The organism is Hydrogenophaga sp. (genome assembly GCF_041913525.1).
Lineage (GTDB): Bacteria > Pseudomonadota > Gammaproteobacteria > Burkholderiales > Burkholderiaceae_C > Hydrogenophaga.
Genome location: NZ_JAYSFD010000003.1, coordinates 13,998 through 30,492 on the forward strand (window position 1 = coordinate 13,998; position 16,495 = coordinate 30,492).

The following is a 16,495-nucleotide window of genomic DNA, read 5'->3' on the forward strand; positions in this document are numbered from 1 at the left end:
CGTCAGGTGGCCAGCAGGTCACGCAGCGCGTGGCCTTGCTGGTCTTTGGCCGAGAGCAGCGGGGGCTCGCCCAGGTCGGGCCAGGCAATGCCCACCTCGGGGTCGTTCCACATCAGGCAGCGCTCGTGCGCGGGGGCGTAGTAGTCGGTGGTTTTGTAGAGGAAGTCGGCCACTTCGGTGAGCACCACGAAGCCGTGCGCCAGGCCGGGCGGAATCCAGAGCTGGCGGTGGTTGTCTTCGCTCAGTTCCACCCCCACCCAGCGGCCAAAGGTGGGCGAGCCCACGCGAATGTCCACCGCCACGTCAAACACGGCCCCGCGCACCACGCGCACCAGCTTGCCCTGCGGCTGCTGCACCTGGTAGTGCAGGCCGCGCAGCACGCCCTTGCGGCTGCGGCTGTGGTTGTCTTGCACAAATGGCACGCTCAGGCCGGTGGCTTCCTGGAAGCTGCGCTGGTTGTAGCTTTCCAGAAAGAAGCCACGGGCGTCACCAAAGAGCTTGGGCTCCAGGATGAGAACGTCGGGGATGTCGGTGCGGGTGACTTGCATGCGATTCGATGGTGTGAGGGTTTTGTGCGGTCAGGGCAAGGCCTAGGGTCAGCCCTTGAGCCAGGCGTGCAGAAGGATACGGGCCTTGCGGGCCTGCCGCCGCGCCCAGCCGCTGCGCAGCGCGTCCAGGCCGCCGCTGGCGACCAGCGCGTCGCGCTCGGCCTGCAACTGGCGCAGCACCGCCATGCAGGTGGTGTGGCCGCGCAAGGTCCAGTCCCAGTAAATGGGGTAGCGCAGCAGCGTGCCGGCCACCAGCTCGTCCAGGCTGAGCTGGCGGTGCCGCCGCGCCAGGGCCGCGCCACCCACGGCGCGGTCGTCGGTGAGGCCCCAGCCGGCGTAGAAGGGCTGGCCGTGGGTGACCACGCGCTTGCCGCGCAGCAGCGCATCGAAACCGGCGAGCGATGTCATGGTGTGCAGCTCGTCGCAGGCGTCAATACAGCTCACCACCGAGAGGTGGGGCTCCACGTGGTCGGCCCACTGGCGGGCCTGGGCCAGCGCCAGGGCACCCGCGCGGTTGCCGCTGCTCACGTCGGGGTGCGGCTTGTAGACGATGAAGGCATCGGGGCAGGCAGCGCGCGCGGCTTGCAGCAGCGCTGCGTTGGTCTTGACGGTGGTGCAGCCCAGGCGAATGGAGGCGTCGTCTTCCACCTGGCCAGGCACCAGCACCACGCGCCGGCCTTGCGTGGCCCAGCGGGCGGGCTCGCGCGGCTCGTGGTTGTATTTGGTGATGCCGTGGGCCACGATGAACGCCCGCACCCGCGCGGCCTCGGCCAGTTCGTCGGCGCCAAATGGCGCCGTGGCCAGCAGGCGCTCTAGCGCGCTGGGCTGGCTCGGGTCAAAGTAAATGCCCTCGGCGTCCAGCACCAGCGAGCGCGGGCGAATGAGGTCTGAGCCCAGGCCCACCGAGCGCACAAAGCCGTCTTCCACCCGCACCAGGCGCGCGCCAGTGCGCTGCGCCAACTCGGCCATGCCCGGCTTGGGCGTGCCCCAGCTCACCAGCGCGTCTGCGGCGGTGGGGTGCAGGGCGGCGGCGGCTTCGGCCGTGGGGGCGTGTGTCAGCGCCGGCAGGTGCACGCCGAGCATGGGGCTCAGGTTGTATCGGCGCCAGCGCGGAAAGCCCACGGTGATGCCGCGCCGAATGGGCGGGCGGGTGTCGTCCAGCAAGCCCGCCTCGCGGCGCTGGCGGGCCAGCCAATGGATCACGTTAAGAATGGTGCCGCGCTGCAGGGTGTCGGGGTTCAGGTAGCGCGCGTGGTGCAGGTAGGCCGCGGCGAACAGCTCGTCCACCGAGCGCGTGCGCGTGCGGCGCGGGCAGCGCTGGCGGTCTTGGGTGGCACCCCAGCCCGCGTACCAGGGCAGGCCAAAGCAGGTGACAGGTTTGCCCGCCAGCAGCGCCTCAAACCCCAAGGTGGAACTGACCACGTACACATGGTCCATCTCGCGCAGCAGGCTGGCCGGCTCAATGGCCTGGCGCAGCACCACCACGCGATCGCTGTTGCCCAGCGCGCCAAAGTGCCCGCCCTTGCGCCCGGCCGACACCTCGGGGTGGGTTTTCACATACACGGTGGCCTGCGGGTGCTCGGCCAGCGCGGCGGCCAGCATGTCGGCAAAGGTCTGCGCGCTGGCGCCGCCCAGGGCAATGCTCAGGTCACCCGCGGTCTGGTCCACCACCAGCACGCGCTGGCGGTCTTGCGGGCGCAGCAAGGGCGGCAGGCCCTGCGCCGCCTGCTGCGCTTCCACCTGCGCCAGCGGCGGTGCGTGGTTGTATTTGCTCAGGCCGTGGCGCTGCATCAAGGCCCGCGCCTGCGCCACCGTGGCCCTGTGGCCGGCCAGCACATCCACCTCGCTTTGCAGCAGGTTCTCCAGCGCACTAGGGCGGGTGCTGTCGTAATAAATGCCCACCTCGTCCACCACGATGGACAAGGGCGGAAAGCGGTCACCCGTGCCGAAGGAGCGCAGAAAGCCGTCTTCCAGCCGCAGCAGGGGCAGGCCGCGCCAGCGGGCCAGCCAGCGCGCCCGCTGCGCGCTGGGCTTCTGGCCCCAGGCCAGCACGCCGCGCCCCGGCCCGGCGTGGCGCACCGGGGCACCCAGCAGCGCGGGCAGGCCCGGCAGGCGGCGCAGGGCAGGGCTGGCCGTGAGCCAGGGCAGGGCTTCAGCCATGGGCGGCCCCCGCGTCGAGGCGGCGCAAACCCTCGGCCTGCCAGCGGGCCAGCCAGGCAGCCTCTGCCGGCCAGGCGTGGCGGTGCCCCGGTTTCTGCTGTGGCAGCGCCAGGTGGTAAGGCTGCTGGCGTGGACCGACCCCAAAACCTATGCCCGCCGCGCGGATGCCCGCCCAGCCCCGGCCCGCGTTGAGCGAGCGCAGCCACTGCAGTATGAGCACCCCCGCGCTGGGCGGTGCCTGCAAGGTGGCCACACAGGCGCGCCACTGGGGCAGGGGCACCGTCAACACGGGTGTGTCCTGCTGCAGCAGCGGGCCCAGGTAGCGCCAGTCTTGCAGCCGAAACAGCATGTCGGGGCCAGACACCACCACCCAGCGCACCGCCGCAGGGGTGGGGCCGTCGTACCCGGGCGACACCACCCACACATCGGTGCGCTGGCCTACGTCGGCCGCCCATTGCGGGCCAGTGGCAAATTGGTTGAAGCGCACCACCAGTTCAGCGGCGTCAATGGCAGCGCCCAGGCTCTGGCCGCGCAAGCCTGCGGCATTGCCCACCACCTGCACGCCACGCCCATTGGCGGCGCGGGCCACCTCAGCCGCGAAGGCATGGCGCCAATCGGCCTGCAGGCGCGCCACCCGGGCCAGGGGGCTGGCGGGCAACACGTTGGCGGCCACGGGCGGCACATGTGGCGCAGCATCGGCCAGCCAGTGCGGCTTCACTTGGCCAACGCTCTCTGGGCGCGCCTCTGCCAGCAGGCCCAGGGCCGCCCGGCGCCGCGGCGCCTCCAGCCGGGGCAAGCCATCGCGCAGGGCAGGCACGAAGCGCGCCGGCACCGGCAAGCCCATGTCTCGCCGAAACGCCAGCCAGGCCAGCAAGCGGGCAGGGGTGGGCTGTTGGCGCCAGGCCGCCAGGTAAGCGGCCAGCGTGGCCCGCGTGTAATGGCCCAGGCTGCGCTGCCGCGCGGCCCACAGGCCCCTGGCATGGGCAAGCAAAGGCGGCATCAGTCGGTCAGCCCCAGCACATCGGCGCGCCACTGGCGTGCCACCGCGTGAATATCGGCCAGCGGGCGCACGCGCTCGCGCAAGCCGCGCGGCTGCCAGCCCTGGCGCAGCAGGGCGTGGGTGGCTTCTTCAAAGTCGGCCGGCGAATCGACCATCACCGCGCCCGCGTCGGCAAAGCGGGCCGCGTCGGGCAGCGCAGAGCACACCGTGGGAATGCCCCACCACGCCGCCTCCATCACCTTGATGGCCGATTTGCATTCGGTAAACGGCGTGGCCTCCAGCGGGGCCAGGTTCACGTGCACGCCCCGAAACAGCTCGTGGTAACGCTCAAACGGCACCTTGGGCTGGTGCACCACGCGCCCGGCCCCCTGCGCCACACCCGGCACATCGAAATTGAGCGGCCCCGTGACCGACAGGCGCGCCTCGGGGTGGCGCTGCAGCACCCGGCCCAGGCCGCCGGCCACCGTGGCGAAATCGCGGTCATGGCTGCGCGTGCCGGGCAGGTAGCTCAACACAGGCTCAGGCCCCGGCTCGGGGTGGGCGTGCATGCTCAGCCACGACCAGTGCAGCGCATTGGGCACCACCACCACCTTGGCCGCTGAGCCCGGAATGGCCTGGGCATGCACCGCCAGAGGGGGCGTGGACACGGTGATCACATCAAACCGCGCCGCCGCCCGCTGGTGCGAGCGGAACTGCGCCTGCGTGGCCTCCAGCGACACCAGGCCGTTCAGCACCCCAGGGCTGTAACGGGCCAGCGCCGGGTCAAACACCAGGTCGTCGAAATCGGCGATCAGCTTTGTGCCCCGGCGGGCCAGCCAACGGGTCAGGAATCGCAGGCGCCAGGTGTCACGTGGGCGGTGGAACACCACGGCGTCCCAGGGTTGCCACCAGGGGAGTTGGGTGATGTGGCCGGTCCAAAGATGCAAGTTGAGGTCAACATTTCCGCCGGATACGTTTGAGCAGCGATAAAGAAACGCCGGATCAGAGTTTATGAATCTGGGGTTCTTCGCTGTGGTGGCGAATGAAATTCTCATTCCGTGAGCACAAATTTCATGATTGACTCAGTAAATAGATCTTGCCGAAGGATATGGATACTGTCTTCGTGTCCATTTCGTGGATCTATCTGATCTAATCCGATGCGAGTGGTGTGTTTTCCGTTTGGCTGAAAAGAAGTTGTATTAATTGTCTTTTGATGCTCTGAGTTCAAAGCCGAGCTCGGCAAAGAACCGCTTACTCCGTTCTGAGTCAGGCGCAGTTACAGCCGCCCACGCCTTGAGAAATTGGTCATCCATAATTAAATCAGAAGCGCCCCTCAGATATGGGTAGAGTGCAAAAGCATGGGCCTCGGTGTCGGGGATGACATTTGAAAGGTATCGCTCGGCATTTCCTGTGAAGATGATATCTGGCTTGATGAGGGTGATCATCTCGGGGTGAAGGAATCGGGTACGTAGGCAAATCACCCGCGAAAACACCGCACTGAGATGGTCTAGCATCATTCGGAAGAAACTGTCCCCGAGCAATAGCACCGTCTTGTCCGCTAATGCTTCGGTATTGAACACGACGTCCACCATACCGTCGTTGAAACCACCAGAGCTACGGAATTTTTTCTGTGGCCAATCGGGCTCTAGCACTAGCCCCTCCTGAAACAATGGTGGGTCGAACTTACTTCCTAGGTCGCCCTGCCAGCGCTGCGGTCGAACAATGCGCGAACGGATTCGATCCAGTGCGACATTTGCTTCCATGCCGATTGCCTGCAACATCATTCGTAGGACCGCCAATGAGCCGAGATCTGTCATGTGGGTATCTAGCGGCAGATAAGGATTTTCCGTCTCGAGCTTCAATTGGTCGGCGGGCCAAAGGACATGCGCCTTGAGTGCTGGGCCTAGCTGCGCCATGTAGGCGTCACCTAGCCGATGCAAGGGGGTGATGGGAAAGGCATTGCTCAGCACTGAGTGCTTGTCGGGGAAAATGACATGCAAATATGGGCATCTTATGTTTTGGGCTAGTGCGACGCGGCTAACGATATTTGCGCGAAAAGCAGCTAGCGATTTCGCAGAAGGACGGAGTTCGCCGGTCGCAAACTTCAGCACGGCATGGTTACCGCCGATCAGGAAAGCGACATTGTCCCGAGTCAGCAATACTTCACCTTCGGTGCGCCAAGTGGGTGAGGCAGCCAATTTTTCCGCTAATGCCTGCAGGACAGCCACTATACCGCTCCAAGAGGGCATCCCGAGCGGGCCTTGTTCCACCGCATGTGCCGGCAAATTCAAGCGTATCGCGGCTCCGATGGCCGGTAATTGAGTATTGATACGGATGAATTGCGGTGTTTCTCCACGTTGGCGGATTATCGGTTCCGTGGCGCTTTCCCAATCGAGACATGGCTGGCTGTGCCAGAAGCCGGATGCTGTGCTGAACAGACGATCGAGCAACGCCGACAAATCGCCACCACCGGCTGACACCACAAACGCTTGACAACTGGCCAGCGGATATCGCTGCAACATTTCAGCGGGTGTGGGCTGCCCTGGATGCCGATCAAGCGGCACTAAGACCAATCCGGCCTCGGCTAGTTTCGATACCCCGGTCGCCCCGAGGATTTGCATCAGCACATCCAGCCAGATCGAACGTCCTGTCAGAAGCACTGGTTTGCCGACCTTTTCACGGGCTTTTCGCGCCAATGCAACGAGGTCCTCCTCGACGGTTGCCACAGCCCGGTCGTAGGCGGTAATAGCATCCAGACCATCGAACAGCAGTCCGTTCAGCAACAAATAGCCGACTTGTGAGGGGTGCGAAGATGTGTCGATGAACAGGCGTCGCACGTCATGCATTGGCCTGCGCAGCAGCGGTGACAGGTCAATAATCTCCAGGTCTGGAAGGGCCGCAGTGATTTCGTCGTAGTTGAATACCGGGTGGTGGTACCGGCCTTCACCGACGTACTTGCCTGCCAAGCGGTCATGAACCTGACGGCCGAACAGACACCAAAAGACATACTGAGCACGTTCGCCAAAGCGCTGGTGCCACAAATGCAAAGCGTCCATGCCGCGCTTCAGCATGAGACGGTCGTTTTCAGTTGTTAAGGCGGCCGGGTTGATGCCGAGAAAACCATCTTGTTGCAGTGGCCCCGCGTTTGCTTTTGAGTCAAGAACGATTTCGTTCCCGAAACGAAAATCAGGTACAAGTAGTATGATTCTTCCTGCCTCATCTAGCGCGGAGACTGATTGCTCGAACAGAGTGCTAGACCAAACTGGGGCTCCGCCAACGCCGAAGAACCGATTCGCTGAAAGGCGACTGGGGATTAATCCATCCCGTAGGTGCCATTGCCAGCGAACCGCATGGCTGGAGCCAACGACTTTAAGCACATTTCCACAAGGGGGGGCTGACGTCTTTTGAGAGTCAAATCTATTCCCTGTTTGCCGGGCGCCTAGGAGGGATTTGGGAAGAGTGTTAACAATCTTTTCATATTCCTCCATGTAAGCACGGTAACCCGATGGTGATCTTCGGTAAATCTCGGGGTGGGGATGATAGTTCGTTATTGTCTTCTCTAGCCCAAGCGAAATTGCCTTGGCGGCTGGATACTTCACACCATGCCAATGCACAATACTTGCCTCTTCGTTAAACCCCCAGTATGGTTTCCAATTAAATTTGGGATCGAGTCGGTTTAATCTGCCGCGGAAAAAATCGTTAATATGGCCTTGATCATAGGGGTCGCCCGATGAGGTCTTTAGATTTCCACTCAAGATCTTTTCTGTAAAATCCGGGATCTCTTGTCGGAGGCCGGGTAGATTGATGAGGAGAACGCCGGAATTTATGTGATTGTAGTTTTCTATATTCATTTCCGGCGCCGCAGCCATAATGGTTGGCGATAGGCTGGAGAAATCTGGATCTGACCGAAACATGACATCAACGTCAGTGTAAATGGCGTATCCATCGCCCTTGTCAAGTAGCGGGATGTCTAGGCGAAGAAAAGCGCCAGATGCAACGTCAAAGTTAACCGAGCTTTTATTGCAGACATCGCGCAATCTTCCTTTGAAAGATAGCTCGTGCTGAATAATTGAACATCCAAGGTCCTGTAGCTGTCTGATATAGTCAGTTATAGGGCCATCGTAGATAAGATGGGTTGAAAGGTTCGTGTTTTGCACTGACGACTGCACTGTAACCGCCACATGAACCTTGTATCGATCACCAAGTGCAGTAAGTCCGCTTTCATTAATGCATATGTAGTGATTCATTCTGGGGTGTGATGCAGACAGCCTCACCATGCTAATGCCCCTTTTCTCGTTGAACTCGCCATCGGTGCTCGCTTATTCTGCAAAGCCTGCTCCATTCGAACATGCATCTTTATGGCCAAAGGCTCCGGTTTTTCGTTAAGTGGAGCATCAGGTGTCAGGGGGGCAGACATAACCCACCCGGCCGCACTTGCTGCATGGCCAAATAGACGCTCGATCAAGTGCGCCAGGGCACCATCATTTGTCCCCGTCTCAGGCGCAAAGGAGGTGATTGAAAGCTTTAGTTCGTCCACTAGCGGCTGAAGGCAATGGGGTCGAACCCAGAACATCGTGCCAGCGAAGAAACCCTCCGCCTCTGCTTCGCCAAGTACCAACTGCGAGAGCACGCCCTGATCGTGATAGGGGTACTCTTTCAGTCCCAGATAGTGAGGCTCGGGACCGACCATGGTCAAATGTTGCCTAGAACGGAATGCATCTAGGATGGCCGAGATCCGCTCACGACTTCCCAGCAAAGCATCGAAGGCTTCCTCGCGCCAGAGGTCACCGAGTTCTGAGCGCAGTTTCCCCGCCACGTAATAACCACGCTTGGTCTGGATCTTCAGAACCGCATCGTAATTTTTACTCATGAGCACTGGCAATAGATCGCAAAACGGGCCAATATCGCGTCCTCGATTAGCGGCGCGATAGAATGCGGCTGCCGGGTAAACTTTTCGTACCATTTCCTCAATGCGTCGAGCCCCCCACGTGGGCATCGTGACGATCAGATCGAATGCTTCTGGAATCATTTGTAACCTTTCCAGAATATCGGGGACCAAATCGCGGTAATACAGATGCGCGACAACTGCAATACGTCGACCGCTGCGCGCGATCTGGTCCCGCAGTTGTTTCAAGTCCTTTTCACGCAGAGCTGACTCCTCCGCTTCAAGCGGATGGTCGGCAAGGTAATCGCTGCCCATTGACAGGAGGAAATCTGCCGCCGTGGACAAATTTTCTACCAACTCCTGTTGCGTGACACCTGGAAGGCGAGCCTGAGGGGCGCGTTTTTCTCCGAGGCCATACAAAACATAATGAGTAAGCGGATCAATTCCTGCTCTTTTGACGTCGGGGTGTAAGTCCAAATAATGTTCTGGGTTCAGGATATTCCCAGTAATAACAATTTTTTCTATGCCGCCTGGGGTCGCCAAGGTTTCATTTAACCATCGAGTGAAGGTTTGTGTGGTATTGAGTTCTGTTTGCGTGATTAGGCGGCGTGTCGCAGGTATCCAGGGGGCAATTTTATCCTCAAGCTCACGCTGGATCTCGGTGTTGGGCTTATTGTCTGGGATGCGTGGGGCGTGGAATTCTTGATTTCCAGGTTCTGATTTTCCGGAAAAGGCCAGCGATTCGGCGTGCGTTTGGATCGAGGGTGAGGTGACCTCCCAGAAGCCTCTGGCCACTGCGGCTGGGTTGTCCCCTTGATGGCGGTAAAGTCGGTCCATCAATGCGATTAATCGCTCGAAAGTCGAAATTTCGGAACGAACTCGCTGCGGTTGCAGATATCCCCCGAGGAAGAAACGACGCAACCAGCCAATCCCTTGGAGATACGCTGCATGATCGAATCGTCCTTCAAGGAAATCGTCCAGAGTAGGGAACAGATCGCGAGGTTTATAGACTGCCTCGCCCAGCACGACCACTGGCTTGTCGAAGTACAGGGCTTCAAAACCAACCGAGCTGTTCACCGTCAGTACAACATCGCACATTGATATCAACTGGGAGTTCTCAGGGCGCTCACTCCCAGGCTCAAGCCAGATTACCCCTTCAGCCCAATCACTCAAAGCAGCTTTGGCCATTGCTGTCGTATACGCCCCTTGAGGTCGATGCCTGGTAGCGGGATGCGGCGTGATGATGACGGTGTATCCCGCAGTAACCAACTTCGGTACCGTGTCAAGCACGACATCGCTCAGCGTGTCGTAAGGAGAGAATCGCAGCAGGTTGGCGTCGTCGAAAAGTTGTAACGGTAGAAAGGCAAGCTTTTTTGCCTTGGAAATCCGATGAATGCAATCGCCAGGTAGTGGCTGAAATTGCTGGGCATAAGGCTTGGCTTCAATACTCTGAGAATATGCCAGCAGTGCTTCTTGTCGCGACATTGGTATGCCCCCAACGATGTCGCGTATATCAGTAATTGAGAGTTTAGGAACCACCCCCGCGCCGTTGGTACCGTATGGATCCATCACCACAGTGTCAAGGAATGGCGGTCGTGTACATCCGAGCTCCATCGCAATCCGGGTGATCGCGCGATCCTTGATAAATTCTGTCACGGCGCCGTTCTCTCCCCAATGAACGATGATGTCGAAGGGGAAACGCTGCCAGATCCGTTTCAGAACCCTTTGGTAATCTTCGCTGACCTTACCCGTGCCTGCCATGAGATCAAGCCACACAGGAATTCCCTCTGAAAGCCAGTTCACGTTGTAACGGTCAAAGATTTCCTCCTCCTCGTTTGTTGAATGGATCAAATGCTTCTCATGAGGTGTAATCGATTCTTTGATTAGGGAGAATGTGGCGCGATTGGCAAACATCCTGGCGTCAATCTGTGGGCTGTTTGATAATAGAGGTAGAAAACCCTTGGCCACTGAATGAAAATGAGTCTTTTCGTCGCGAAGAGGATGTGGCTCGATATAGAAAAGGACTCTCATTGAAGTTCTCCCAGCGCAATGTAGCTTTCAACGGTACTATTTTCTTTTAGGAATGTAAAGTTGCGCGCAATCAGTGCGCGCTGGGTGGTGCTGTTTAGTGGCTCGGATAAGGCTTCATACCAAGCGTCTAGATCGGCTGCAAGTGTTAAATGATTTGGTCCGATAGCCTGCATGTCTGGAATCGGGCTGGCAACAAGTCGGCAACCCGAAAGTGCGGCCTCCAAGAACTTGACCCTTGATTTACATGCGTTGAACGCGCTGTCTTCAAGGGGGGCGATAACGGTGTCGCACTTGGTCATTAATCCCGGTAGCCGCAAATAATTTACTACCGGCGCGATTGAGACGTTCGGGAGCGATGCGATGCTTCTTGGCACGGCAACCGGGCCCACGATCATTAGCTTGGAGTCCCTGTTTTCCGAGAGTACACGATGGAGGGCTGCTTCGACCACGGGAAAGTCTCGGTCGTGGCTCTTGGTACCAGCAAAATAACCGATTGTGCAAGAAGGGCGTTTCCTTAATGGCGTCCCAAGCGACTCATGAAACGAGATCACAGATTTGGAAACTATATTGGGTGCCACCATAACTTGGGCGTCCGGGTTGTATTCCCGCACTCGATCTGCCAACGGTGCAGTAGACGCGGTGACTTTATCGAAGAATATTAGTCCTTCGAGATTGCTTGCAAATGCATCAATCGCACGCTCGGGAGTTAGGGTGCGATTTTTGACTGCCGACGAGTCAAGCGCAAGCTCCTCGTTGCCAAAAATGAGGTCGTCATAGTCTGCAATCAACGTGCGTTTGAGCCTTCTCAGACCTGTGACGACTTGGCGAAACGTCGCGCGAGCCATGTTGGGCCGATGAAAGATATAGACGTCGTAGTCGAAGCAAGGGTTCTTATAGAACTGACTAGCAGAGTAGATGGTGCAGAAGTGCCCTGCGTTCAGCAGCGCCTCAGCGGGATGATATGCGCGATACCGAACAGATGGATCGTTTAATGGTCGATCGCCCTGTCCTGTTTCAGATATAAAACAAATGGTTTTGCGTCTCATTGAATTTCTCGTGATGGCAATTGCAAAAGAATGGAGATGTCCGCATCGTTTTCTTTGGCATCCGAAGTCGTAGGACCCAAATCAACATCCACGCAATAGACACTTCAAATGAGTGGGGTACAGGATTTCTAAGGAGCAAGGTCCAGCCACTGCAGCCAAGGGCTTCGGGCAAGGGGAGCATTCGAGGGGGTGGGTACAGAAGCACGGATGTTGTGATTGAGCGCTCTGGTCGGGGGCTGTGTTGATCGCAGTGACTGCTCTTGGATCAAGACGCTGTCCACTCGGGCCTAGTTGTGAATGGAGTCACCGATTGCGACGAAATCCATAGACAACCTAAAGTCATGTGGAGCACCAGCAGATGTGCCACATTGGGTGCCTATGTTGGCCCGGCCAGCGCTATCTCTGGCAGGTTGAGGGGGTATCCGTATTGCCGCGCGCTAGCGCAACGCTGGGCGCTGCTGTGCCACGCTTTAACCTCGAGCTGCACCGCGTTGCTGTCGCGGCCCACCCGGTGGGGGGTGGCCTGAACATCAGGGGCTTGATCCTGCACGGGCTGCTTGGTGGATGTCTGAAACAGTTTCACGGTTGGATGGGGTGGGTTGGGTTCGATAACGGGGCGTCAGCGCGGGTCGCCCATGGCGGCGGCGAGGGCGTGCGTGATCTGGGCGGGTTCGGGGCGGACTGGCGGCACGACGAAGACCGCCATGCGGTCCACTTCAGTGAGCGGCTTGAGAAGGGCTGCTGCACCGTGGTAGTGGGGGCGGTCGGTGTAGTCGTCAAACAAGACGCGACAGCCCGCGGGTGCGTTGAGCAGCGTGGCAAGGAAGCACGCCAGGCGGAAGCGGCCGTCAATCAGCACCAGGTCTGGCGCCAGGCCCATCTGCTGGCACTTCGCCCATGGCGACAGGGGGTATTGCCAATAGTTCTTCCAGTGCGAGTCGTCCACCGGGTAGCCCAGCGCCTTGGTGGGGCCGATGTCGACGTGCATGGGGTGCAGGCGGTCTTTGGCGCCCTTGATGGCGAAGGCTTTGTCGAGCACGCCCTTGAGCCATGCCGGGTCGCTTTCCACCGAGACGATGTGTTCGGCCGGCGAGCGCGCGGCCAGCAGGGTGCTGCCGCCCGAGCCGTATTCAAGATATACGCGCGAAGCGCCCAGGGCAGAGGTGAGCAGCTCAATGCAGGCCGCGGGCATGGCGGGCTGGTCGGGGGTGCTGTTTGCTGCGGCTTGCTGCGGCCGGTTGGGGCCGGTGTATCGCCACTGGGCGTGACCGCTGCCCGACAGCTTGGCTTTTTGCGCGCCGTCCACGGCGTGGAAGGTGCTGGTGTCCAGGTCGGCCGCCAGCAGTGCGTCGTGGGGCAGGGCGAACTCGGCGAGAAAGCCGCAATGAAGACCGGCCGAGGGGAAGCGGCGCGCCACGTCGGGCCGTTCACGCTTCACCAGCGTCGAGCTGATGGCCGATCCACCGGGCCACTCGATCAGAAGCGCCGGGCTTTCGGCGGTGCTGATCAGGGGGCTCCAGCCGGAGACGCTAAGCCGACGCGCATCAAGGGTTACCTGGTCGACGTGTCCCACCAGGGGGGGCTCATCCACGCGAGGGCGGGGAGCACCTTGGCGGAAGGCCACGGCATCGAGCAGGTGCCGAGGGAGGATGGACTTGAGCTTCACGATCTCTTTCTGAAGGCGGGCGAGGTGGTCGCCTGAGGCGGGGTCTTCCACCTCGTTGCGGTCGTGGTGAAAAAAGTAGGCGTCGCCCTTCACCCGGCCGGGCGTGGTGGCGCTGCCGTTGGGGCGCTTCTTGGCGTCGAACTCTTCTCTTGACTTGAGCACGTAGTGGTCGAGCCGCACCGGCGACCACACGACGCGATCGCTCAGGCCCACTCCGCGATCGGGGTGGTGGAGCAGGGGGGTGCCATCGGCCAGCACATAGCGAAAGCCGTTCTGCAGCGAGAACATGTGCGGCGTGCCGTGGGTGTTGGCGTAGGCCCGGGTGCGAACAAGGCTTTTGTAGTGGTGGTTGTCGATCACCGATGGCTCGGCACGCCAGCGAAACCGGGCCGCCACCGGAGCGTCTTCGTAGCCCGCCTGATGCCCAGAGCCGTAGATCGCCCAGTTGATGGCGATGGCGCCCACGTCGGGCGCCTGGCCCAGTGCATCCACCAGTGCGGGCAGCGTCAGCGTGGGTGGATCAAAGCGGAAGAACTCGTCCGCATCGATGAAGGCCATCCAGTCCACCGCCTGGCCGTGGCGGCTCATGATCTCGCGGTAAGCGCTGAGCTGGGGAGGCTTGCCTTCTTCGCTGGGGAAGGGGATGTGCACGATCAGCCCTTGCCGGTGGAGTTCTGCGAGCAAGGTGGTGGAGCCGTCGGTGCTGTTGTTGTCGGCGATGCAGATGAGGTGGGCGCCAGCCAGGCGGCAGGCCGCGATCCATTCCAGCAGGTAAGGGCCTTCGTTCTTGAAGATGGCGGCAATGCCCACCGTGGGCAAACCGGGCGCAGGCAGGGTGGGATGGGGGGCTTGTTCAGGCACGGTGGTCACGGCAATCAGGGGGTGACCATCCCCAACGAGTAGTCGGAGTGGATCAGGCTGAGGTTGGGGTTGTAGGCAGGGTCGCGGTCGAGCAGGGCACCCCAGCGCGTGCGCATGGCATTCACTTCGCTCTCGAAGCGCGCGCGCTTCTCGGGGGTCTGGTCGGGCCCGCGCGTGGCCGATTCGTGGTGGTACAGCAGGGCGTGGGGCGTGCAGAGGTTGCGGTAGCCGCGCGCGAGCACCTTGAGGCACAGGTCCACGTCGTTGAAGGCCACGCGCAGGTGCTCGGCGTCGAGGCCGCCCACTTCGTCGAACACGGCCTTTCGCATCAGTAGGCAGGCCCCTGTGACGGCGCTGGGGTTGTGGGTGGCCCACAGGCGGCCAAAGTAGCCCGGCGATGAGGCCGGCAGCTGGCGCAGCGCGTGGTTGGCCACGCCGCCAATGCCCAGCACCACGCCGGCGTGCTGGATGGTGTCGTCGGGGTAGAGCAGCTTGGCGCCCACGCAGCCCACGTCGGGGCGCACGGCGTGGCTGACCATTTCGGTGAGCCAATCGGGTGAGATGACCTCGATGTCGTTGTTGATGAGGCCGATCACGCTGCCGTAAGCCTGGGCCACGGCGTGGTTGTTGATGGCCGAGTAGTTGAAGGGGTGGTCGTAGCGCAGCACGCGAACCCGGCTGGACGGGAGCCCAGAGGGGTGGGCTTGTTGCCCGCACTGTGCGAGTGCCGAGAGGTAAGCAAGCGTTTGTTCGCAGCGGCTCTGGTTGTCCACCACCAGAATTTCGTAGGCGGGGTAGTCGGTCTTTTGCAGGATCGAGTCGATGCAGGTTTTCAGCAGTTCGTAGCCGTCGCGGGTGGGCACGATCAGGCTCACCAGCGGGGGTGGCGAGGGCAGGGGCCAGTGGCTGCGGTAGATGCCAGGGGCGATCAGGCTGACGCTTGTGCCCGGGTGGTGCCGGTCCATGTGCTCTTGCAGGGCGCGTCGGCCGGCTTCGCTGGCGTAGTCCTTCTGGTCGTGGCCGAGGGCCGTGGAGCCCTCGGCCATGCGCCAGTGGTAGAGCACTTGCGGAACGTGAACGATGTCGGCCGGGTCTGGCGTCTGGGCGATGCAGCGCAGCAGCAGGTCATAGTCTTGGCTGCCTTCAAAGCCTTCGCGAAAGCCGCCCACTTGCTGCACCAGCTCGCGGCGGTACACGCCCAGATGCGATACGTAGTTTTGCGAGAACAGCAGGTCGGGCGACCAGTCGGGTTTGAAGAAAGGCGAACAGCGCGCGCCGTACTCGTCGAGCTTGTCTTCGTCTGAGTAAACCAGTTGGGCGGTGGGGCGGGCTTGCAGTGCCTCGGCCACGGCGAACAGGGCATGGGGGGCCAGCGTGTCGTCGTGGTCGAGCAGTGCCACGAAGTCGCCACTGGCCAGGGCCAGCGCCGAGTTGCTGGCGGCCGAGATGTGGCCGTTGCGCTCGCGCAGCACCGGCCGAATGCGCGCGTCGGCCTGGGCGTAGTCGGCCAGGATCTGCCGCACCTCGGGGTGTGTGGAGGCATCGTCGGCGATGCAAAGTTCCCAGTGCGGGTAGGTCTGGGCGAGCACGCTGTCCAGGCACTCGCGAAGCCACTCCGGCCGCGTGTTCCAGGTGGGCACGATCACCGAGAAGCGTGGCTGCAAGGCCCATGCCTGCAAGCGCGCTTTCTGCTCGGTGAGGCTCGGGGTTTGTGGCGCTTCAACCTCGGCGATCCAGCGCGCGTAGTCTTGCGGGGTTTCGGCGGTGAATTCAAACAGCGCGTTGTAGTCGGCCCAACAGGCCTGTGGGTCGGGCCATGTGGTGGCGGCCTTGTGGCGTGGGTGCAGCCGTCTGAGCTTGCGTTGTATGCGCTGCAAGGCCGAGCGCTCCAGCATGCGAACCAGGCGGAAATGCCTCAAGGTGAAAGGTCCCGCATGGGCCAGCGGGTCAAAGCGAAGTCGCGCGTTGTGGTCTACGCGGAGCAGCCTCTTGCACACCTGGCCGGAACGAACCGGCAGCCCGAACGACAGGTCTTCGCTTTCACCGTGGCCTTGGTCGAGATAGAAGCGCGCTTGGCCTTGTCCTCCAGGGAATTCCAAGGCCACTTCGGCCATGTACCAGCCCGCTGGCAAGGGGGGGCGCAGGCGGAACTGCGGATCAGGCCCGATGGCCAGGTGAGGGTGCGCAGACCCTGCCTCGGGTGCCTCGATTTGGACGCTGGCCACCAGGTCTTGCGCGGTGAACTGCAGCCGCAGTCGCTGCCGCCAGGTGAGGGCGATCGGCTGGTGGTTGGCCATCTCAGGACTCACGCCTGCCATC

9 protein-coding genes are annotated in these 16,495 nt (G+C 61.3%); all 9 read right to left on the reverse strand.

Features of this window, described 5'->3' with window-relative positions:
- Window positions 1-2 precede the first annotated feature (2 nt).
- On the reverse strand, window positions 3-548 hold the full coding sequence (gene rfbC, locus ACE3RQ_RS05070) for a dTDP-4-dehydrorhamnose 3,5-epimerase (protein WP_374520562.1): 546 nt from the start codon (window positions 546-548) through the stop codon (window positions 3-5).
- Window positions 549-596: 48 nt separating this feature from the next.
- On the reverse strand, window positions 597-2,708 hold the full coding sequence (locus ACE3RQ_RS05075) for a capsular polysaccharide biosynthesis protein (RefSeq protein ID WP_374520564.1): 2,112 nt from the start codon (window positions 2,706-2,708) through the stop codon (window positions 597-599).
- Entirely contained in the window at window positions 2,701-3,708 is a 1,008-nt protein-coding gene (locus ACE3RQ_RS05080) for a glycosyltransferase family 29 protein (RefSeq protein ID WP_374520566.1), read from the reverse strand. The genes ACE3RQ_RS05075 and ACE3RQ_RS05080 overlap by 8 nt, the downstream gene beginning before the upstream one ends.
- Window positions 3,708-4,634 carry a hypothetical protein gene (locus ACE3RQ_RS05085; protein WP_374520568.1) on the reverse strand — a complete coding sequence of 309 codons (927 nt, stop codon included), beginning with the start codon at window positions 4,632-4,634 and terminating at the stop codon, window positions 3,708-3,710. Before ACE3RQ_RS05085 ends, ACE3RQ_RS05080 begins: the two co-directional genes overlap by 1 nt.
- A 252-nt stretch (window positions 4,635-4,886) precedes the next feature.
- The gene (locus ACE3RQ_RS05090; protein ID WP_374520570.1) at window positions 4,887-7,934 is read right to left on the reverse strand and encodes a glycosyltransferase; all 3,048 of its coding nucleotides are present in this window, start codon (window positions 7,932-7,934) and stop codon (window positions 4,887-4,889) included.
- Window positions 7,935-7,957: 23 nt separating this feature from the next.
- Window positions 7,958-10,603 (reverse strand): rhamnan synthesis F family protein, encoded by a 2,646-nt coding sequence (locus ACE3RQ_RS05095; protein ID WP_374520572.1) that lies wholly within the window; start codon window positions 10,601-10,603, stop codon window positions 7,958-7,960.
- Window positions 10,600-11,649, reverse strand: coding sequence for a glycosyltransferase (locus tag ACE3RQ_RS05100; RefSeq protein ID WP_374520573.1), 1,050 nt, complete (start codon window positions 11,647-11,649; stop codon window positions 10,600-10,602). The genes ACE3RQ_RS05095 and ACE3RQ_RS05100 overlap by 4 nt, the downstream gene beginning before the upstream one ends.
- 619 nt (window positions 11,650-12,268) lie before the next feature.
- Window positions 12,269-14,185, reverse strand: coding sequence for a glycosyltransferase family 2 protein (locus tag ACE3RQ_RS05105; RefSeq protein WP_374520575.1), 1,917 nt, complete (start codon window positions 14,183-14,185; stop codon window positions 12,269-12,271).
- A gap of 5 nt (window positions 14,186-14,190) precedes the next feature.
- Window positions 14,191-16,485 (reverse strand): glycosyltransferase family 2 protein, encoded by a 2,295-nt coding sequence (locus ACE3RQ_RS05110; protein WP_374520577.1) that lies wholly within the window; start codon window positions 16,483-16,485, stop codon window positions 14,191-14,193.
- Between the last annotated feature and the right edge of the window lie 10 nt (window positions 16,486-16,495).

Bases quoted from the DNA above. Each gene is read 5' to 3' on its own strand.
- ACE3RQ_RS05095 (WP_374520572.1), bottom strand. From the start codon at position 10,603: ATGAGAGTCCTTTTCTATATCGAGCCACATCCTCTTCGCGACGAAAAG.
- ACE3RQ_RS05075 (WP_374520564.1), bottom strand. From the start codon at position 2,708: ATGGCTGAAGCCCTGCCCTGGCTCACGGCCAGCCCTGCCCTGCGCCGC.
- ACE3RQ_RS05100 (WP_374520573.1), bottom strand. From the start codon at position 11,649: ATGAGACGCAAAACCATTTGTTTTATATCTGAAACAGGACAGGGCGAT.
- ACE3RQ_RS05080 (WP_374520566.1), bottom strand. From the start codon at position 3,708: ATGCCGCCTTTGCTTGCCCATGCCAGGGGCCTGTGGGCCGCGCGGCAG.
- rfbC (WP_374520562.1), bottom strand. From the start codon at position 548: ATGCAAGTCACCCGCACCGACATCCCCGACGTTCTCATCCTGGAGCCC.
- ACE3RQ_RS05090 (WP_374520570.1), bottom strand. From the start codon at position 7,934: ATGAATCACTACATATGCATTAATGAAAGCGGACTTACTGCACTTGGT.